The organism is Thermosulfurimonas sp. F29, assembly GCF_019688735.1.
Taxonomy (GTDB): Bacteria; Desulfobacterota; Thermodesulfobacteria; order Thermodesulfobacteriales; family Thermodesulfobacteriaceae; genus Thermosulfurimonas_A.
The window spans coordinates 661,310-680,611 of the sequence record NZ_JAIFYA010000001.1; the positions used below are offsets into that span (position 1 = coordinate 661,310).

20 protein-coding genes and 3 tRNA genes are annotated in these 19,302 nt (G+C 58.2%); 16 read left to right on the plus strand and 7 right to left on the minus strand.

What is annotated here, in order from left to right:
- Positions 1-3 precede the first annotated feature (3 nt).
- Positions 4-864 carry an NAD(P)-dependent oxidoreductase gene (locus tag K3767_RS03440; RefSeq protein ID WP_370630437.1) on the plus strand — a complete coding sequence of 287 codons (861 nt, stop codon included), beginning with the start codon at positions 4-6 and terminating at the stop codon, positions 862-864.
- Here the strand turns inward: K3767_RS03440 and K3767_RS03445 are convergent.
- The gene (locus tag K3767_RS03445; RefSeq protein ID WP_221172155.1) at positions 859-1,965 is read right to left on the minus strand and encodes a class I SAM-dependent RNA methyltransferase; all 1,107 of its coding nucleotides are present in this window, start codon (positions 1,963-1,965) and stop codon (positions 859-861) included. The genes K3767_RS03440 and K3767_RS03445 overlap by 6 nt on opposite strands.
- 8 nt (positions 1,966-1,973) lie before the next feature.
- Positions 1,974-2,048 (minus strand) — tRNA-Gln (locus tag K3767_RS03450).
- 161 nt (positions 2,049-2,209) lie between these two features.
- Here K3767_RS03450 and K3767_RS03455 point away from each other — a divergent pair.
- From K3767_RS03455 to mobB, 8 genes are all read left to right on the plus strand, one after another.
- On the plus strand, positions 2,210-2,761 hold the full coding sequence (locus K3767_RS03455; RefSeq protein WP_221172156.1) for a 2-oxoacid:acceptor oxidoreductase family protein: 552 nt from the start codon (positions 2,210-2,212) through the stop codon (positions 2,759-2,761).
- A gap of 12 nt (positions 2,762-2,773) precedes the next feature.
- Positions 2,774-3,073, plus strand: coding sequence for a 4Fe-4S binding protein (locus tag K3767_RS03460; protein ID WP_221172157.1), 300 nt, complete (start codon positions 2,774-2,776; stop codon positions 3,071-3,073).
- A 1-nt stretch (position 3,074) separates the two neighbouring features.
- Positions 3,075-4,250 carry a pyruvate ferredoxin oxidoreductase gene (porA, locus tag K3767_RS03465; protein ID WP_221172158.1) on the plus strand — a complete coding sequence of 392 codons (1,176 nt, stop codon included), beginning with the start codon at positions 3,075-3,077 and terminating at the stop codon, positions 4,248-4,250.
- 4 nt (positions 4,251-4,254) lie between these two features.
- Entirely contained in the window at positions 4,255-5,196 is a 942-nt protein-coding gene (porB, locus tag K3767_RS03470) for a pyruvate synthase subunit PorB (RefSeq protein ID WP_221172159.1), read from the plus strand.
- A 47-nt stretch (positions 5,197-5,243) separates the two neighbouring features.
- Positions 5,244-5,319 (plus strand) — tRNA-Gly (locus K3767_RS03475).
- Between the two features lie 24 nt (positions 5,320-5,343).
- A complete protein-coding gene (locus K3767_RS03480; RefSeq protein WP_221172160.1) occupies positions 5,344-5,724 on the plus strand; it encodes a clan AA aspartic protease in 381 nt (126 codons plus the stop codon).
- Positions 5,725-5,734: 10 nt separating this feature from the next.
- Positions 5,735-6,427, plus strand: a complete 693-nt coding sequence (locus K3767_RS03485; protein WP_221172161.1) for a metal-dependent hydrolase — start codon at positions 5,735-5,737, stop codon at positions 6,425-6,427.
- A 3-nt stretch (positions 6,428-6,430) separates the two neighbouring features.
- A complete protein-coding gene (mobB, locus tag K3767_RS03490; RefSeq protein ID WP_221172162.1) occupies positions 6,431-7,093 on the plus strand; it encodes a molybdopterin-guanine dinucleotide biosynthesis protein B in 663 nt (220 codons plus the stop codon).
- Between the two features lie 77 nt (positions 7,094-7,170).
- On the opposite strand, the gene K3767_RS03495 is transcribed toward mobB, so the two are convergent.
- Positions 7,171-8,529: a 4Fe-4S binding protein gene (locus K3767_RS03495; protein ID WP_221172163.1), complete on the minus strand. Its 1,359-nt coding sequence runs from the start codon at positions 8,527-8,529 to the stop codon at positions 7,171-7,173.
- A 117-nt stretch (positions 8,530-8,646) separates the two neighbouring features.
- Here K3767_RS03495 and K3767_RS03500 point away from each other — a divergent pair, with 117 nt between their 5' ends.
- The 4 genes from K3767_RS03500 to K3767_RS03515 are packed head-to-tail and all read left to right on the plus strand — an operon-like array spanning position 8,647 to position 13,197.
- Complete coding sequence (locus tag K3767_RS03500; RefSeq protein WP_221172164.1) at positions 8,647-9,483, plus strand: regulatory iron-sulfur-containing complex subunit RicT; 837 nt, start codon at positions 8,647-8,649, stop codon at positions 9,481-9,483.
- Positions 9,483-11,375 (plus strand): methionine--tRNA ligase, encoded by a 1,893-nt coding sequence (gene metG / locus K3767_RS03505; protein ID WP_221172165.1) that lies wholly within the window; start codon positions 9,483-9,485, stop codon positions 11,373-11,375. Before K3767_RS03500 ends, metG begins: the two co-directional genes overlap by 1 nt.
- Positions 11,375-12,127 (plus strand): DUF169 domain-containing protein, encoded by a 753-nt coding sequence (locus K3767_RS03510; RefSeq protein WP_221172166.1) that lies wholly within the window; start codon positions 11,375-11,377, stop codon positions 12,125-12,127. The genes metG and K3767_RS03510 overlap by 1 nt, the downstream gene beginning before the upstream one ends.
- Positions 12,124-13,197 carry a M20 family metallopeptidase gene (locus K3767_RS03515; RefSeq protein WP_221172167.1) on the plus strand — a complete coding sequence of 358 codons (1,074 nt, stop codon included), beginning with the start codon at positions 12,124-12,126 and terminating at the stop codon, positions 13,195-13,197. The genes K3767_RS03510 and K3767_RS03515 overlap by 4 nt, the downstream gene beginning before the upstream one ends.
- Here the strand turns inward: K3767_RS03515 and K3767_RS03520 are convergent.
- Complete coding sequence (locus tag K3767_RS03520) at positions 13,113-13,670, minus strand: GNAT family N-acetyltransferase (protein ID WP_221172168.1); 558 nt, start codon at positions 13,668-13,670, stop codon at positions 13,113-13,115. The genes K3767_RS03515 and K3767_RS03520 overlap by 85 nt on opposite strands.
- 20 nt (positions 13,671-13,690) lie before the next feature.
- Between K3767_RS03520 and K3767_RS03525 the strand changes: the two genes are divergently transcribed.
- Positions 13,691-13,778 (plus strand) — tRNA-Leu (locus K3767_RS03525).
- Positions 13,779-13,936: 158 nt separating this feature from the next.
- On the opposite strand, the gene K3767_RS03530 is transcribed toward K3767_RS03525, so the two are convergent.
- A complete protein-coding gene (locus tag K3767_RS03530) occupies positions 13,937-15,265 on the minus strand; it encodes a site-specific integrase (protein ID WP_221172169.1) in 1,329 nt (442 codons plus the stop codon).
- 201 nt (positions 15,266-15,466) lie between these two features.
- Here K3767_RS03530 and K3767_RS03535 point away from each other — a divergent pair, with 201 nt between their 5' ends.
- A complete protein-coding gene (locus K3767_RS03535) occupies positions 15,467-15,940 on the plus strand; it encodes a Dam family site-specific DNA-(adenine-N6)-methyltransferase (protein WP_221172170.1) in 474 nt (157 codons plus the stop codon).
- On the plus strand, positions 15,852-16,562 hold the full coding sequence (locus tag K3767_RS03540) for a DNA adenine methylase (protein WP_221172171.1): 711 nt from the start codon (positions 15,852-15,854) through the stop codon (positions 16,560-16,562). Before K3767_RS03535 ends, K3767_RS03540 begins: the two co-directional genes overlap by 89 nt.
- Before the next feature lie 843 nt (positions 16,563-17,405).
- Here the strand turns inward: K3767_RS03540 and K3767_RS03545 are convergent.
- The gene (locus K3767_RS03545; RefSeq protein WP_221172172.1) at positions 17,406-18,335 is read right to left on the minus strand and encodes a hypothetical protein; all 930 of its coding nucleotides are present in this window, start codon (positions 18,333-18,335) and stop codon (positions 17,406-17,408) included.
- Positions 18,332-19,273 carry a YafY family protein gene (locus tag K3767_RS03550; RefSeq protein ID WP_221172173.1) on the minus strand — a complete coding sequence of 314 codons (942 nt, stop codon included), beginning with the start codon at positions 19,271-19,273 and terminating at the stop codon, positions 18,332-18,334. The genes K3767_RS03545 and K3767_RS03550 overlap by 4 nt, the downstream gene beginning before the upstream one ends.
- Positions 19,274-19,302: the final 29 nt, after the last annotated feature.

Consider the following 19,302-nt stretch of genomic DNA (forward strand, 5'->3'; position numbering starts at 1 on the left):
TTCCTGCCTCAGGAGGAAGGGATGAGGTTGGGATGGATAGGCGTGGGGGCCTTGGGAAGGGCCATGGTGGAGAGGCTTCTTTCCAGGGGATGGAACCTGAGGGTGTGGAACCGGTCTCCGGAAAAACTGACGGATCTTCCCGTAGAGAAGGTGGCCTCACCCGAGGAGCTCCTGGGGGAAAGCGAGGTGGTGGCCCTGTGCCTTCACGATTCCGGAGCGGTGGAGGAAGTCCTGGGGAGACTCGGCGAAAGCGGCCTTGAGGGGAAGGTTCTGGTGGACTTTACCACCAATCACTTCAGGGCCGTGGTGGGTTTCCACGAGAGGGTTCGCCGTTTGGGCGGAAGTTATCTGGAGAGCCCGGTGCTGGGGAGCGTGATACCCGCCTCCCGGGGGGAGCTCACCGTACTGGTGAGCGGGGAACGAGGTGTATTTGAGAGGGTTCGTGATCTTCTTGAGACCGTGGGGCGACGGGTGTTTTTTATGGGAGGTCCCGGACGGGCCACCCGATTTAAACTGATAAACAACCTGGTTCTGGGGGGCTTCATGGCGGTATTGGGCGAGGCGGTGGCCCTGGGCGAGGCCCTGGGATTCGAACGGAACGAGCTCCTGGAGGTCCTGGAAAACGGGGCCGGGCGTTCCCTGGTGCTTTCCGCCAAAAGGGCCAAAATGCTGGCGGAGGATTTCTCCCCGCACTTTTCGGTCAAGAACATGGTAAAGGACCTGGACTACCTGGCGGACCTGGCTCGCGAGGCGAGGAAGCCGCTTCCCGTTATCTCCGGGGTGCGCGAGCTTTACCGGAGCGCTCTGCGCCGGGACCCGGAAAAGGACTTTTTGCTGGTGTGGCAGGTCCTGCGTGAGTTATAAAGAGGCCTTGAGGAAAGCGCAGCGCAGACCTCCGTGCTCGGTGAAAAGAAGGGGTTTTAGCCGCAACCCCGTAAGGGTTCGGAGCCTCCGGCCTTCTCTTTCCGGAAAGATCAGGGTGAGTGACCAGCCCGGGAACCGCTGTTGCAGCACCCGTCCCAGGGTGCGGTAGAGGGAGGGGTGGGGACGGAGACGGCGTCCGTAAGGGGGGTCGGTGACGATGTTCCCCGTCCGGTAACGGGGTGGGCTCAGGTCCTTTAGTTCCCGGTGCAGGACCCGAATCCAGCCGGAGAGCCCGGCGGCTTCGAGGTTCCTGCGGGTGGCCTCCACCATCTCCGGGGAGGCGTCCAGGGCGAAGATGAAGGGGCTTTCCGGGGGAGGCTTTTCCCGTCCCCGGGCCTCTTCCTTTAGTTCCTCCCACAGGGCGGGGTCAAAGCCGGGCCAGCTTTCGAAGGGGAACCGCCTATAAAGACCGGGGGCCCTGCCGGAGGCGAGTAGGGCCGCTTCGATGGGGATGGTGCCGGTGCCGCAGAAGGGATCGAGAAGGGGTTTCCTCCCGTCCCAGCCCGAGGCAAGAATCAGGGCCGCGGCCAGGTTTTCCCGCAGCGCCGCAGGCCCGGGGGCCTTTTTGTAGCCCCGACGGAAAAGGTCTCCCCCGGAGGTGTCCACGCTGACCGTGCACAGATCCCGTACGAAACGGACCACCACCAGCACGCTCCCGGGGGTGCTGGAAACCTCCCTGCCCAGGCGTCTGGCGATCACGCGCTCGAAACGCTCGCGTATGGCCCCCTCGTGATAGAGCCGCGAACGGTAGGAGGTCACCCGAAGGCGCACCCCGAATCCCTCCGGGACGAACCTCTCCCAGGGTAACCGCTCGATCTTCTTCTCCAGTTCGGCGAAGGTCTCGGCTCGGAACCGGGCCAGGCGCAAAAGGACCCGACTGGCCACGCGCAACCAGAGGTTGGCGAGAGCCATTTCCCGGAAACCGCCCCGGAAGCGTACGCCGCCTTCCTCAGAGGAGGCTTCTATTCCCAGGGCCCTGAGTTCCCGGAGGACGAAGTCTTCCAGACCCGGAGGGGTGACGGCGAAGAACTCGAGAGACATAAAAAAACTGGTTCCGGGGCCTGGATTCGAACCAGGATTCTGGGAGCCAAAGTCCCATGTCCTGCCAGTTAGACGACCCCGGAACTACATTTAATAATTTAGCCTTTTCCCCAAAACTGTAAAGATCCCGGGGGCTTTTGGGTAAAAATGGCCCCGGACCATCTTTTCGTGTGGTTGACAGGGGCCGGGATATGTGTAATTAGAGGTCTAACCGTCATTTAACTAATCGTCAAAGGAGAGGGCCATGATCGAAGTGAGGCTTCACGGACGAGGAGGTCAGGGGGCGGTAACCTCGGCGGAACTGATCGCGGTGGCCGCCATCAATCAGGGCAAATATGCACAGGCCTTTCCCAGCTTCGGTCCGGAGAGGCGAGGGGCCCCGGTGCAGGCCTTCGTCAGGGTGAGCGAGAAGCCCATTCGCACCCGGGAAAAGATCTACTTTCCGGATGTGGTGCTGGTGCTGGATCCCTCCCTTCCCACCATTGTTAAGGTGACGGCGGGGCTCAAGGAGGACGGGCTGGTGATCCTCAATTCCCACAAGAGCGAAAGGGAGCTCCGGGAGATGCTCGGGGGGTGGTCCGGACGGCTTGCGGTGGTGGACGCCACCAGGATCGCGCTGGAGGAGTTGGGACTCCCCATTACCAATACCACCATGCTGGGGGCCTTTCTCAAGGCCACGGGACTGGTGGATCAGAGGTATCTGGAGGAGGCCCTGGAGGCACGGTTCGGGCGCCTGGCCGAGAAGAACAAGAAGGCCATGGCCCGGGCCATCAAGGAAACCCAGATCTATCAATAAAGGAGAAGAGCCATGCCCAAAGGAAAAGACACGGCGCTCATGAGCTGGAAGGAGGTGCCTTTCGGTTGCTATGTCCTGGAGCCGGGGAATTCGGCCCGCTTCAAGACCGGCGACTGGCGGTCCTTCCGGCCGGTTCTGGATCGGGAAAAGTGCGTTAAGTGCGGTCAATGTTATATCATGTGTCCCGAGCCGGCCTACAACCAGGACGAGGAGGGCTACTACATCGTGGATCTCACCTACTGCAAGGGGTGCGGGATCTGTGCGGCCATCTGTCCCAAGGGGGCCATTACCATGGTGGTAGAGGAGGTTTAAAATGGGTAAGCGCATAGCCAAAGAGGTATCCATAGCCATTGCCGAGGCCGTAAAGCAGTGTCGGGTGGATGTCATTGCGGCCTATCCCATCACGCCCCAGACTCACATCGTGGAACACCTCAGTGAACTGGTGGCCAACGGGGAGCTGGATGCCGAGTACATCACGGTGGAGTCCGAGCATTCGGCCATCAGTGCCTGTCTGGGGTCGGTGGCCACCGGAGCCCGCACCTTTACCTCCACTAGTTCCCAGGGGCTGGCGCTGATGCACGAGATTCTCTTCATCGCTCCGGCCCTGCGTCTTCCGGTGGTGATGGTGGTGGCCAATCGAGCCCTCTCGGCGCCCATCAGCATCTGGAACGACCACGGGGACATCATGGCCGAACGGGACATTGGCTGGATCCAGACCTTTGCCGAAAACGGTCAGGAGGCCGTGGATCTGGTGTATCACGCCTTTCGGGTGGCCGAGGATCGCCGGGTGATGTTCCCGGTCATCGTGAACATCGACGGGTTCACCCTGAGCCACATGATCGAGCCCATAGAGCTTCCGGATCAGGAGCAGGTGGATCAGTACCTTCCCCCCTTCAAGCCCCGCTACAGGCTCGATCCGCGCAAACCCATCAGCATGGGGCCGGTGGGGATTCCGGAGATCTACACGGAGGCCAAAAAGGCCCAGGACGAGGCCTTCAAGAACGCTTACCGGGTGATCGTTAAGGCCTGGGACGAGTTCGAGAAGATCTTCGGGCGCCGCTATCGTCCGGTGGAAACCTATCGGATGGAGGACGCCGAGGTGGCCCTTCTCATCATGGGGTCGCTCGCGGAGACGGCCATGACGGCGGTGGATCGCCTGCGTGAGGCCGGGAAAAAGGTGGGGCTGGTGCGGATTCGTCTCTGGCGCCCCTTCCCTCTGCGGGACTTCGTGCGGGCGGTGAAGGGGGTCCGGGTGCTCGGAGTGATCGACCGGGCCCTTTCACCCGGGGCCACCGGAGGGCCGGTGGGCGTGGAGGTGCGCTCGGCCCTTTACCAGGTGCCGGGGCGTCCCCGGGTGGTGAACTTCGTCGCCGGTCTGGGTGGACGGGATGTCACGGTGGAGGACTTTGAGGAGATGGCCGACAAGGCCTTCTTCTACATGAAGAAGAAACCCAAGGAACCCTACGAGATGATCGGGGTAAAGGAGTAGAGCCATGCTGAAAGAACTAGCCAGATTCAAGGGGTTCAGTGCGAAAAACCTTCCCAAGGAGGAGCCCTTTGCTCCGGGACACCGGGCCTGTCAGGGCTGCGGGGAGGTGCTGGCCTTAAGGCTTGCACTCAAGGCCCTGGGGATGAATGTTATCGCGGTGAGCGCCACGGGATGCATGGAGATCATCTCCAGTCCCTTTCCCTACACCTCCTGGCGGGTGCCCTGGATTCACATCGCCTTTGAGAACGCCGCGGCGGTGGCCTCCGGAGTGGAGGCCGCCCTCAAGGCCCTGAAGCGCAAGGGCCGTTTTCCGAAGAATCGCCGGGTGGATGTGGTGGCCTTTGCCGGAGACGGCGGCACGGCCGACATCGGACTTCAGGCCCTTTCCGGGGCGCTCGAACGCGGTCACGATTTTGTCTACATCTGTCTGGACAACGAGGCCTACATGAACACCGGGGTCCAGCGTTCGAGCTGTACCCCCTACGGGGCCATGACCACCACCAGTCCTCCCGGGTCGCGATCCTTTGGGCAGATGACCTGGAAGAAGAACCTGCCGGCCATTGCGGCGGCCCACGGTATTCCCTATGTGGCCACGGCCACGCCGGCCTTCTTCCTGGACCTCATGAACAAGGTGAAGAAGGCCGCCCTGGTGGAGGGGCCGGCCTATGTGCACATCTATGCCCCCTGCCCCACGGGATGGGGAACCAAGGGTGAGGATTCCATCCGGTTGGCCAAGCTCGCGGTGGAGACCCGGATCTTCCCCCTCTACGAGGTGATCGAGGGGAAGTATTACATCACCCGCAAGGTGACCAAGCCCAAGCCGGTGGAGGAGTACCTTAAGCTTCAGCGCCGGTTCCGGCACCTCACCGAGGACCACATTCGCCAGATCCAGGAGCGGGTGGACGCGGAATACGAGCGACTTCTTAAACTGGCGGAGTGCCTCTAGCCCTTGACAGGGGCCGAGGGGCCGTTTTAACTTTTAAATACGCCGGAGCGGGAATAGCTCAGGTGGTAGAGCGCCACCTTGCCAAGGTGGAGGTCGCGGGTTCGAGTCCCGTTTCCCGCTCCATTTTTTATTTTTAGGGAGATCTCTATGGGCACCATTCGGGCCGAACTTCTCCTCTCTAATCCCCGCAGACCGGATGTGAAACCCATTAAGGTAAATGCTTTGGTGGACACCGGAGCGCTTCATTTGTGTATCCCGGAGCATGTGCGTATCCAACTGGGGCTTGAGGAACTGGAAAAACGAGAGGTGATATTGGCCACCGGAGATCGCCGAACGGTTTCTTATGTAGGACCTATCGAAGTTTCCTTTGCTAACCGACGATCTTTCTGTGGGGCTCTGGTGATGGGAGACGAGGTTCTCCTGGGAGCCATTCCGATTGAGGACATGGATCTGGTGGTGATTTCCTCGAGGCGGAGGCTCGAGGTTAATCCCGAGAGTCCCGACCTTCCGGTAAGTATAGCCAAGTAAGGGGGGCGAGATGGAGATAACCTTTTACGGCCACGCGACCTTTAAGGTGGTTTCCCCGGGTGGGGTCAAGATTCTGATCGATCCGTGGCTTTCGAATCCTCAGGCCCCGGCCGAGGTGGATCGGGGGCCCTACGACCTCATCCTGATTACCCACGCCCACGGAGACCACCTGGGGGATGTACTGGAGCTTGCTCGCGACGAGGCCACCGAGGTGGTGGCCATCCACGAGATCCAGCAGTACCTTTCGGCGCGGGGGATCCCCCGGGTCACGGGAATGAACATCGGGGGGAGCTACGAGGTCCGCGGTCTCCGGATCACCATGGTGCCGGCCCTTCACAGTTCCTCCTTCCCCGACGGGAGTTACGGAGGGGAGGCCTGCGGCTTCGTGGTGCGGCTCGAGGACGGCCGTTCCTTCTATCATGCCGGAGACACCGGGCTCTTTCAGGACATGGCCCTCATAGGGGAACTTTACGCGCCCGAGGTGGTCTTTCTCCCCATAGGGAGTCACTATGTGATGGGGCCGAGGGAGGCGGCCAGGGCCTGTGAACTCCTCAAACCCAGGCTGGTTATTCCCATGCATTACGGCACCTTTCCCCTGCTCACGGGCACCCCGGAGGAGCTAGAGAGAGAGCTTTCCTCCCGGGGGCTTTCCCTGGAGGTGCGGGCCCTTTCGCCCGGGGAGAGCCTTCGTTACGGGGCCTAGCCCGTGGTGCCGGTGGTGACCTTCATCGGATTCCACTCCGTGGGGAAGACCACCGTGGCCACCGCGGTGGTGGGGGCGCTGCGGAGGCGCGGCTTACGGGTGGGGGTGCTCAAGTCCACCAAGGAGCCCCGGGGAGAGACGGATCGGACCGGGACGGACACCTTCCGCTACAGGGAAGCCGGGGCCGAGCCGGTGGCCCTCTGGGCCGGAGAGGAAGCGGTGGTCTATTACAAGGCCCCCTCCCGGGAGGAGTTCTGGGCCTTCGTCTGGCGACACTTTGCGGACTGTGATCTGGTGGTGGCGGAAGGGTTCAAGACCCTGGCCTTCCTTCCCAAGATAGAGGTGGTGCGCCGGGACCTCAGCCCCCGGCTTCTGGCCCGGGAGGTGCCCGGAGTGGTGGCGCTCGTGGCGGACTTCTCTCCGGGGGTCAACCTTCCGACTTTTGCGCCGGAGGATACCGAAGGGCTGGCGGACTTTATCCGGGAAAGGTTCGTGCGGAGTTTCTCCCCCCGGGTGAGCCTTCTGGTGGACGGAAGACCGGTGGGGCTCAACCGGTATGTCCGGAGCGCTCTGGCCGGGGTGGTGCGGGGCTTTCTGGGGAGTCTCCGCGGCCTGCCCCACCGGTTCTCCAGGGTAGAGGTCAGGCTGGAGGGCTCAGAAGACTAGCACCTCGTCGGCCTGCTCCACCATCTCGTAAAGAATTTTCGAGGTCCGGGTAAACCCGGTGGAGTTGCCGTGAGGCCTTATTGCAGGAGGAGGTACAAGAGGCCGCAGGTGATGAAAAGAAGGTTGATGAGGAGGTAGTTTTTAAGGGGGACCAGACCTTCGAATTCCCTTCGGTAGAAGTAGTGGGCTATGTAGAATCCTCCGGCGAGGCCCAGAAAGATCAGGAAAAAGGAAATGAGTTTTATCCAGAAAGGATCCACGGTGAAGCGGTAGTTTTCCAGGAAGGTGAGGTGGATCTGTCGGCCCAGGGTGGGGAGGAAGTCACCCGCTTCGCGCAGGAAGTACCGCAGCCTATAGACCAGTTCTCCGGTGAAGGCCAGAGGCATCACCACCGGGATCATGGGCGAGAAGCGCCCGAAGAGTTCGTCCTCGTAATAGACGAAGAGGACGGAGCCGGCCTTTATCAGTTCGATGAAAAAAAGGGTGGCCACCGCGAAGAGAAAGGTAAAGGTGAGGGCGTTTCCGAACCCGAGGAGATTTTTGAAAAAGGAGAAGTGGGGGCCTTCGTAAACGAAGCGGGCGACCTGGGAGCCCATGAGGAGGGGGATGACATAACCGCAGGTGATGTAGCGCCCCTTGTTGATGATCTGTTCGCGCAGGGGGTGGCGGAGATAGAGGGCCGGGGAGTCCCTTTCGCAGAGGACCAGGCAGTGTCCGCAGACCAGGCACACCAGGTTGTTTTTGGCGTGATAGGCTCCCAGGAAGACCGGACAGGGTCGCAGGCCCTCGCGTCCCCTGCGACAGGAGAAGGTGCGACAATCCCTGCATTTTTCGTAATCCGAGCGGAATTCGGTCAGGGCCATGGTGGCCGCGGAACCGATGATCTTGCCCAGGGGACAGAGGTAGCGACACCAGGTATATCCCCGGTAAAGAACTCCCAGGAGGGTGGCGCCGGCCACGATGCTCAGTAAAAGTAGGGCGGTGAGGAGGGGGGAGTGTTTCATGTCGGTTACGGTCTCCGCCCATATTATGAAGAAGAAGCCCGCGGTGGCCAGATGAAGTCCCTTGCAGGTCATCCACCTGGGGGGATTTTTGAGCCTGGAGAGCCCCAGGTTCTGGAGGAGCCGGGCCAGTCCGGGGAAGGGACAGAAGGCACACCACATTCGCCCCACGAAAAACCAGGAAAGCACCACGCTGGTCCACCACACGCCCCAGGCCAGGAAGAGCATGACATTTCTCCGGGGATCCTGGGGACCGAAGAGTCCCAGAAGGATGAGCCCGAGGAAGACGATGTCCCCGAAGGTCCTGATCCAGGCGAAGTAAGTACGGTTGTAGAAAAAGCGTTTCAGCCAGGGGAAGAGCTCAAACAGGTTGAGTCTTCCGTCGGTGAGATCCAGGACGAATACGGTACGAAGTATCTGTTTCCATTTTTTCATGAAAGTTATTTTAACCGGTTTCTTCCTCAAAAAATAGGATCCGATCCCATTTTTGGGGTGGAGGGGGTTAACAAGAGTAGGGTTCGGGAGTATTTTCTCCTCCCGCGGAGGCGTGATATGGAGGAGAATCGGGAAAGATCCCCTTACTATGTTACCGAGGCGGTGTTTCGGGAGGGATATCCCGGAATTCATGTGGAGTCCACCTTTCCCATCCGTCCCAGGAGTTATGTGCTGGTGCAGGTGGAGGAAAAGCGGCGCGAGGTGCTGCTGACGGTGTCCCGAAGCGTGCCTCTTCCCCTTGCCGAGGGCACCCTGCCCCGGGTGCTCCGTATGGCCAATCGCAGGGAGATACGCCGTTTCCGCGAAAATCTGGAATTTGAAAGGAAGGCCGAGGGTTATTGCCGTCAGTTTGCCGCGGACCTGGGTCTTGCGATGAAGCTGGTTCGGGTGGAGCGGTTCTTCGACCGCAGTAAGGTGATCTTTTACTACACGGCGGAGGGGCGCATCGACTTCCGGGAACTGGTGAAGCAGCTGGTGCGGGCCCTCCGGACCCGGATTGAGATGCGCCAGATCGGGGTGCGCAACGAGACGGCCATGTGCGGGGGGCTGGCGGCCTGCGGGCGGGAGCTGTGCTGCGCGGCCTTTCTTAAACAGTTTGCTCCCATTTCCATCAAGATGGCCAAGGAACAGAGCCTGCCCCTGGATCCGGAAAAGATTTCCGGTCTCTGCGGGCGGCTCCTCTGCTGCCTTCTTTACGAATATCAGGTCTACCAGGAGCTCTCGCAGAGCCTTCCCAAGATCGGCAAGAAGATCCAGACCCCGGCCGGTCCCTGCCGGGTGGTGCGATACAATATCTTTCGTCAGACCGTGGTCCTGGAAAACCAGGAGGGACGGGAGGTGGAGATCCCGGCCGAGGAGTTGCGGGAAATACTCTCTCAGGGAGGGGCGGCCTGATGGCTTACTACATCACCACCCCCATCTACTATGTAAACGCCGAGCCCCATCTGGGGCACGCCTACACCACCGTGGTGGCGGATACCGTGGCCCGGCTCAAGCGCCTCAAGGGGGAAGAGGTCTTTTTCCTGACCGGCACCGACGAACACGGGGACAAGATCGTGCGGGCCGCCGAAAAGGTTGGCCTTACCCCTAAGGAATATGTGGACCGGATAGCCGCCAAGTTCCGGGAGACCTGGCCCATCCTTCACATAGAATACACCCGCTTCATCCGCACCACCGATCCCGGGCACAAACGGGTGGTGCAGCGGGTGCTCCAGACCCTCTACGACAGGGGAGACATTTCCTTCGGAGAATACGAGGGGCTCTACTGTTTCGGTTGCGAGCGTTTCCTCACGGGGAAGGAGCTGGTGGACGGCCGGTGTCCGGATCACCAGAGCCCACCCACCCCCCTTAAAGAGAGCAACTATTTTTTTGACCTACCCCGTTACCAGGACTGGCTTCTAGATCACCTGAAAAGGCATCCCGATTTCATCAACCCTCCGGGATATCGGGAGGAGGTTCTCGGGCTTCTCCGCGAGGATCTGGGGCCCCTCTGCATTTCCCGCCCCAGGAGTCGCCTTTCCTGGGGCATAGAATTCCCCTTCGACGAGAACTATGTCACCTATGTGTGGTTTGACGCCCTGCTGAACTACCTTTCCGGAATCGGGTATCCGGAGGATCCCTCGTGGGAGAAGTGGTGGGCCGTGGCGGAGCATGTGATCGCCAAGGACATCCTCAAGCCCCACGCCATCTACTGGCCCATCATGCTCCGCGCCCTGGGACTTCCGGTCTATCGCCGTCTCCATGTGCACGGCTACTGGAACATGCATCACGCCAAGATGTCCAAGAGCCTGGGCAATGTGGTGCGCCCCCGGGATCTGGTGGAGCGCTACGGGGCGGATCGGGTGCGTTACTTTTTGTTGCGCGAGATGGCCTTCGGACAGGACGCGGAGTTCAGCGAGGAGGCGCTGGTGGTGCGTACCAACGCGGAACTGGCCAACGATTTCGGAAACCTGGTTTTCCGCACCCTTTCCATGGTGAAAAAGTACCACGGTGGTCGGGTGCCCGGGCCCGGGCCGGAAACTCCGGCGGATCGGGCCCTTGCCGAAAGGATTCTCACCGCGGTGAGGGAGTACTTCTCCGAAATGGAGGCCTTCCGGTTCCATCGGGCCCTCGCCCTTATCAACGAAGCGGTGGGAGAGGCCAATAGGTATGTGGATCGGGAGGCCCCCTGGGAACTCCGCAAGAAGGGAAACACGGAGCGCCTTTCCCGCGTGCTCTACACCCTGCTCGAGGCGTTACGGATCTTCGCGGTGGCCCTGTGGCCGGTGATGCCCCGATCCATGGAGACCCTCCTCCGCAATCTGGGGCTTTCCCCCCGGGAGGCCCTTTCCGCGGAGGAGGCCCTCTCGTGGGGAAGACTCCGGCCCGAGGGAGCCACGGAGCGAGGGCCGGTCCTCTTCCCGCGGCTGGAAAGACCCGTTTCTTCTCCGAGTCCGGAATCGCAAAAGGAGGAAGAGATGGAGACCAGGGAACTTCCCATCGAGGAATTCAGGAAGTGGGACCTCCGGGTGGCTGAGGTGGTGGCTGCGGAAAGGGTTCCCGGCACCGATCGTCTCCTCAAGCTCACGGTGCGTTGCCCCGAGGAACGCACCGTGGTGGCCGGTATAGCGGAATACTACCGGCCGGAGGAACTGGTGGGCAAGAAGGTGGTGCTGGTGGCCAACCTCAAGCCGGCCAAGATCAGGGGAGTCCTCTCCCGGGGAATGATCCTCGCCGCCAGAGACGAAACCGGCCTCAGGCTTCTCGTTCCCGAGGGGGAGGTCTCCCCGGGTGCGGAGGTGGGCTAATGGAGGGACGGAAGGTTTCCGAACTCATGTTGCGCACTCTGCGTCTCTACCACGAGCCGGTGGCGGTTTACTTTCTGGAGGGGGAACCCTCCCGACCCCTGGCCCGTCCCAAAAACCGGCTTTCCATCTGCCAGGTGGTGGCCCATGTGCGGGAGGTGGGTGAGGGCGTTTTTCTCACCCCGGAGGGGCTTCACTGTCAGACCGCGGCCTTCGTATGCGGTTTTCCCTTCAGGGAGGAAAGGGTCAAGAAGACCCTCCACAAGTTTCTCCAGCCCGAGGCAGCCGAGAGGCTCTATGCGGAGAGGTTGAGGCTTCCCGAGGGGAGGTTCCGGGGGATGGCCTTTTTGCCCCTTGAGGAGGTTACGGAGCGTCCGGACGCGGTGCTCATGGTGGTGGACGCCCTTCAGGCCGCGCATCTCCTGGATTTCTACCTCTTCGGCTCCGGCAGGTCCGAGCTTCCGCTGGTGCACTATCCCAACGCCGCGGTCTGCGGCACTATGGTCAGGGCCTATCTTACCGGCGAGCCGGCCCTGAGTCTTCCCTGCCCCGGGGCCTTTTCTTCCGGCAAGATGGATCGCGGGGAGCTCTTTCTGGCCTTTTCCGGTCCGGCCTTTGAGACGGTGCTCCGCGTGCTCGAGGACAAGGCCGGCAAAGGACGGGTGTCCTTCCTGGGTGGTCCCCGGCTGGTGGGAGAGGACACATGTCGCAACTGTCCTCTCATTTCCTTCCGCGTCCCCGGGGAAGATCGATGAGGGAAAGGCTTGCGGAACTGATCCTTAGGCTGGCGGAGATCCCCAGTGAAAGCGGTCGAGAGGGGGCGATCCAGGACTTCATCGCCCGCTGGTTGCGGCACCGGGGGCTCGAGCCCATCTTCCAGGAGGTTTCGCACTGCGGGCCGAACCTCCTCCTGTTTTTTTCCGAGGATCCGCATCTGCTGCTCACCACCCATGTGGATACGGTGCCCCTCCATCTGGGGATTTATCCCCCCCGCCGGAGGGATGACGAGCTTCTGGGCGTGGGAGTCTGCGACGCCAAGGCCGGGGTGGCCCTTCTTCTCCTCCTGGCCGAGGAGTTACATAGGCAGGGGTTACGCCCCTCCCTGGCCCTGGCCTTTCTGGTGGACGAAGAGAACGAGGGGCGGGGATCCCTCGAGCTTTCCCGAGCCTACCGTTTCCCGTACGCGGTGGTGCTCGAGCCCACCCGTCTCACCGTGGCCGTATCCGAAGGGGGATCGGTGGAGTACGAGATAGAGGTGCGGGGGAGGGCGGTCCACGGAAGTCTGGCCTTTCGGGGGGACAACGCCATAGAGCGGGCCATGGATCTGGTGAGCGGTCTCAAGAGGCTCTCTTTTCTCTACGAGGAGGATCCCCTGATCGGGCCTTCCGGGTTCAATGTGGAAAAATTCGTGGGGGGCGACGGCGAGCTCAGGGTGCCGGATCGGGTGGAACTCGAGATCGAGTTCAGGATCCTTCCCGGCCAGGATCTTTCGAGAATCATGAAGGAGATCGAGGATTACCTGGGGCGTTTCCCCTGGGTGAGTTATCGGGTGAAGGATGTTTCCGAGGCTTACAGCCTGGGGGCCGAGGCCGAGGTGGCCAGGAGGCTGGGGGAGGCCTATCGCCGGGCCACGGGTAGGAAACCCGTTTTCTCCGGAATGCCCAGCTGGACGGACGCCGCGCATCTGGTGGCCGCCGGTACCGAGGCCGTGGTCTTCGGCCCCGGAGACCTTTCCCTGTGTCACACCCCGGAGGAGAAGCTCCCCCTCTCCGAAGCGGAGACGGCGCTGGCGGTGCTCCGGGAGCTGGTGCACTCTTTTTCCTGAAGTTCCTTTTCCATGCGCAACCAGATGCCCACCCTGTCCGTGATCCTGAATCCCAGTCGGCGATAGAACCGCTGCGCCCGGAAGTTGTATTCCCCCACCCAGAGGGCCACCCGCCTCCAGCCTCTTTGCCGGAGGTAGGCGAGGGCCTCCTCCATGAGGCGCTCGGCGAGTCCCCGACCCTGCCATTCCGGAGCGACCACGATCTCGTGGATCTCCGGCACCGGATCGAGTTCCTCAAGGGCCAGGAAGCCCACCGGCTTTTCCCCGGACCAGGCGATCCAGAAGGCCCCCCGGGCGTGCCTCAGCAACCAGCGGAGATACCGGCGGATTCGTTTAGACCCCTTCTCCGAATAAAGCTCGTCGTCCCGATAGGCAGCCTCGTAGAGGGCGACGAGGGACTTGAGTTGATCCGGTCCGACCTCGGTGACTCTTTCCAGTCGCGGCTCCCGGACCTTGGCAACGGATGAGCTCATAGTTTAAAATTAAGACCGACGCCGAGGTGGCGGAACTGGCAGACGCGGTGGACTCAAAATCCACTGGGCCTTGCGCCCGTGCGGGTTCGACTCCCGCCCTCGGCACCATCTTTTCCTTGATTATCAAGGCTTTCAGAGACTACAAATCCCTCTTGGGGACAACCTGGGGACAAATTCTCGGAAACTCTTGATACACAAGGGATAGAGACCTGAGACTCTTTCTCAATAAGAGGGGTTTTAGGAATTTGACTTCCTATTTTGGCTGATTATTCCCGATTAGAGGAAGCCTTCTTTTCCCGCTTTTCAACCCAGTCCCCAAGGGAAACCAGCTTACGGGACCGGTCCTCCACCTCGGAAAGAGTGATAAGCTTCGGGTTAAGGCGGGCATACTTCCGAGTGGTTCTCACATCCGAATGTCCCATGTAAGCTCCAATCTCCTCATAGGAAAGTCCCTGTTTGAGCAGCTGATAGGCGAAAGAGTGCCTCACGCCCTCATAAAGACTAACTCCTTCAAGACCTATCTCAGCGCAAGCCTTCCTCCAGAGCTTTGAAAGCAGGGCCTCCCCGTAGTGGTCCGCCCTCGAATGCGAGAACACAAAAAGGGACCTTTTGCGCCGGGCAAGCTCTCTCAGGATCTCCTCGATCCCGGAGTGCATGGGTAAAACCTTCCATTTTCCCTCTTTGGGAAGCTCCACAAGCTTCCGGTGGCTGAAAGTCCGTTTGATAAGTATCTCTTTGGACGAAAAGTTAACGCAATCCCACATCAAGGCCCTTGCCTCGCCGGGACGACAACCGTAGGTCATCATGAACTGAAAGATGGGGCGGTGTTCAACCGAAATGCGTTTTAAGATCTCAAGCTGAACCTCAAGATCCAAGCCCGCCGGTATGCGTTCGGGAAGCTTTATCTCCGGAAACTGCGGCACCTTTTCCAAATCTTCCCGCCGGTGGGCGTAGTTTAGAAGCGCCTTTAACTCGGCCACGATGTTGTAAATCGTCTTGGGAGCTTTCCCTCTTTTACGCAGATGATCCACGAATTCCTCGATGTGTTTCTTCCGAATGTCTCGAATGTCGTCTATCCCCAAAGACATGAAAAACCCCAGAACATGGGTCCTCAGGATTCTCTTGCGATCTTTCAAGGCGCTGGGTTTAAGACCCTTTCTTTCGGAGTGCTCTATAAACCTTTCAATGTAGGTCGGGAACAAAAATTCCTTCTGGTCCCGAAGGACATACCTTGAGGGATCAAAAGTGCGGTTTTCTATCTCAAAGGCGATGACTTGCTGGAGCTGTTTGGCCTGCTCAAAGCTACTCAAAGGGTTTCCCTGTTTGTCGGAATAGAGCCGGATGCGTCTTCCCTGCCAGGAAAGGTCTATGAAGTAGCGTCTCGGTGTGGTGAAGCACTTGGGGCAGATGAGACCCACCGGGGTTTCCTGAAAGTTCCTTTTGCACCGGGGGCACTTCTCTTTGGTACGAATGTGCACTCGGCCCCTCCGTAGCTCCCCGGACTCGAGGAACTTTTCCAGGATGATCAACCACGCGGCCCTTTTTCTGTCAAGAAGTTCCCCACCCCCGATCAGTCTCCGCCCCCAAATTTCCATCTCTTTCTTTTTTGTGGCCATGCGGCGTATGCTGGCTCTTTTTCAATTTTTGATCTTTCACTTTTTCGGAGAAAAAAACTTTCGGGGGTGGAGAGATCTCCCTAGTCTAGAGGAACAGCCTGATCAAATGTTTTCTTGTCTCTTCTTTTTTTAAAAGGACCAAAAAGCACTTAAGCAGAGAGTCGTATTATGAGAAGGGGCTTGAAGCCTTTTCTGCGGTGGGTGGGAGGCAAGAGGTGGCTTACCGTAAGGTATGGGGATATGTTTCCCAGAGAGTTCAACCGCTACATCGAGCCCTTTCTGGGCTCCGGAGCAGTCTTTTTCTCTCTTCTTCCCGAAAAGGCCATTCTCGGAGACATAAACGAAGATCTGATCCTTACCTATGAGGCACTGCGGGAGGACTGGTGCCGTGTCTACGAGCTTCTCAAGGTCCACTACGAAAAACATTCAAAGGAGTATTACACCCGAGTTCGGAGAGAGCGGCCTGAAAGGATCTTTGAGCGGGCCGCATGGTTCCTGTATCTAAACAGTGCCTGTTTCAATGGGCTTTGTCGGTACAACATGCGGGGCGAGTTCAACGCTCCCCATGGGAAAGAGGATCAGGGCTCTTCCGCCCCCGGAATTCTGGGAGGAGGTTTCCTGGGCCCTTCAAGCTGCGGATCTCCGCGTGAGTGATTTTGAGGCCCTGGTAGATCTAGCGGGTGAGGGTGACTTTCTCTTTATAGATCCTCCGTATGCGCTTCGCGAAAAAGTAGGGTTCAAAGACTATGTGCTCAAGGCCTTCGGATGGGAGGATCAGGAGAGGCTCCTCAAGGCTCTATCGCGGGCGCTTGAGCGGGGAGCCGTGATCCTGGGGACGAATGTTTTTCACGAGGGGCTTGTTGAGATGTACCGGGAGGTCTTCGGGGAGAACCTGGCCCTGGTGGAGAGGGTAAGCTGTTTGGCCGCTAAAAAGGAAGGGCGAGGGAAGTATCGGGAGTTCATCTTCTGGGGGAACCTGGAGATCTCGGCCGAGCTGAGGCCCGGGTTACCTCTTGAGGATCTTCCTCGGAATTGCGTTTCGCTTCCGATCTCGGAGGGCAATTTTTCGAAAGATGGTTTTCAAAACACTTCCCCTTCTGAGTCTTCTAGAGAGGGGATAGGTTGGATAGTGACGGAGATCGCCACTTGGCGGTGGCCGTATGTTTCTAAGGAATGCCACCGTGCCGCAGGCTTGGTAGCCGTAATCAAATCCGTTTTCAAAAATTGGTCTCGAGTAAGAGACGGTCCTTTCATGGAGGATCAAGGCTTTACCTGAAGAATGATCCGACTCAGGCATCTTTAAGTTGCAGTAATGTAGGCCTCTTCTTCTCAAAGGCTGGCCGAAAGAGGGATATTGCGAAAAAAATCGCCTGCCAGAGGCCTCTCTGGATCGAGCCCTTTTCTTCTGCGGACTCCCCCAGACCCTTCCCACAGGAAGAGTCTCAGCAGAATCAAAAAAATGATCGAAAATGATGACCGTTCCACGAATTTCTGCCATACTGAGTTTTTTCGAAAATCGTTTTTCAATTTGAGAAGGCGTCGTTTTTCGACAACCGTTGGGCATTTTTAGGACAGACTTGCCGAAAACCTGCTGGCCACCCCAGTAGAGGGAGAACCTGGCTCTGAGATAGCAGGAGATCTACTCTTTGGCGGGAAGGATCGACTCTGCCAGGAAGAACTAATCATTATTGGATCTATATATTCTTCCACGAGACCCCCTCTGAGACCCTTCTGAAAGCTTTCTTAGTCCTTCCGGAAAGATCTTTTCCTCGGATCTTTCTTTAGGTGAGGACACCGAAGGGAAGGACGAAAGGAAATGGATCTTGGTCTGGATCTGGATCTCATGGCGATCTTGGTTGCGCTGGTTCCGTGGTGCTCCTCCTTGTGCGGAGTTTCCGGATATCCGGACCTGCGGTATCCGCTCCTTCAGAGAGGCCCAATAGTGAAAAAAACTTAAAAGCTAGCCCCGAGGAGGGGCCGGCTAGGCCACTCCTCGGGGAGTTCAGGAGGCAGTGGATAATAAGCAGCTGGTTGTTTTAAAATTACTACAGATTTAATCTGACGGTGAGGACTCCCCAAGGGGGCCAAAATTCGGAGCATATCAACCAAAGTATCGGACTTAATTTAAGAATGATAACGCTTTACATAACATTGTGGCTAAAGCTAAAGCATGAGATTTTGAGTACATAGAACCAGCGGATTTTTCTAGAAAATTAAATAACTCTTTAGCCCTCCTGGAGCTTAGACCTTTTCGGATAGCGGAGCGAACAAATTTCTCCCGCTGGAATTCTATCTCCTCCCTAAATTTTCTTCCCAAGATCCGAGCAAACCAATAAGCTTCCTCCAGGGAGTATCCAGTAACCAGATGGGCTATATCCATGTATTGTTCACGGAAAATAAGCACACCGCGTGTTTCTTTCAAAATATGGACTATCTCTGGAAGTAAAGGTCTAGTTTTTCCCTTTGGGGCTTCAATGTATTGGTCCGCTAGCCCGAGCTCGACCGGTGCCGGTCTGAAGAGGGCAATGACCGTGGCTAACTCAATTAAACTTGTAGGGCGAGCTTCAAGAATAAACTCCCGGAATTCATTCGAATACTCAGGTTCTAATACTTCTAGGACCTTACTTTCGGCAAGATATTTCCATGGTTCGCCTTTTTTGAGAGAGTTCCAATTTTGGTCCCACCCTTCACGGCTCTCTAGATAGTCTAGCAGAGAAAAACTTTTAATTTCGACTGGAAGCTTTTTTTCTACGATCTGGCTTTTTAGCCAGATACTGCCTTTGCTCGAGAGAACTAAAGTAATAACGGGCTGCTCCCGGCAAGCGAAACACTCGAAATGGAGTCCGTACTCTAAGGGATCAATAGCTGTTATTTCGTAATAATAGGCCAAAAAAGACGAGGGCATAACATCAAATCCCGGCCCCACCACAAAACCCTTTTTCCGGGCCTCTTTTACCCATCTAGCGGCTTCCATAAAAACATGCTCAAGGTTTAATTTTGCGATCATACGAAGTTCTTTTTGAAGTCTGGCAGTTATATAATCCCTCATTCGGTCTTACTGAGAAAGTCTTCCAAGTCTCTTTCGATTTTTTGAGCGAGGCTCTGAGGAGCTATTACCTTGAAATAAGGTATCCAGCGATAAAGCCAGTGTTTGAATCCTTCCAGTCCCCGGATCATAAAGCGCACCTCAAGCCATCCGTTCCCAAGTTCCCGGCACGACTGATCTTTCACCCATTTGCGGCGCAAAAAATATTGCCTTACTTCAGGGGCGAAATGTACGATCACCTCCTGCGGACACTCATCTACGTAAGGCCCGAAGGTTTCCTGAATCTCTTCAACCGAAGGAAGTTCTTTTCGAGGAACAAAGTAGCGATCCGTGAGCTGCCAGGTACGGATCTTGTCGAGGGCAAAGGTTCGCTGTCCTTCTTTGGTGCGGCACCAGGCATGTACATACCAGAATTCCCCGGTGAAAAACACGAAGTATGGCTCGATTTCTCGTTCCTCCGGTGTCTCTCCAGGCTCCCGCTCATACTCGATTTTCACCACCCGGTGCTCCCGGATGGCGGAAGACAAGTCCTTTAGGAGATCCAGTAGATGGGGCGGGTCACAGAGGCCCTGAACTCCGAAGACCTCGGTGAAATGCGAGAATCTTTCCCTGGGGGAGGCCGTTATTTTGTTCTCTATTTGATTTAGCGCGCGGGCCGCCGCCTCCCCCAGCAGAGGTTCGAGGAACCTCCGGGCGAGTGCCAGCACCAGGGCCTCTTCGGTCTCAAGAAGAGCCCGGCGCAGGCTGAAGTTCGAGGTAAAGGCGTAAGTGCCGCGCTCCTTGTCGTAGTAGATGGGAAAGCCGGCCTCCATGAGGGAATTTAGGTAGCGGTAAACCGTGCGTTCGCTTACCTCAAGCTCCTGCGCCAGCTCCGGCACCCTCACCCGCTCCCGCCGATCAAGCTTGTTCAGTATGTAGAGCAGCCGATCGAATTTGTTCATGGCCTCATAATAATCTTCTTGATCTGACA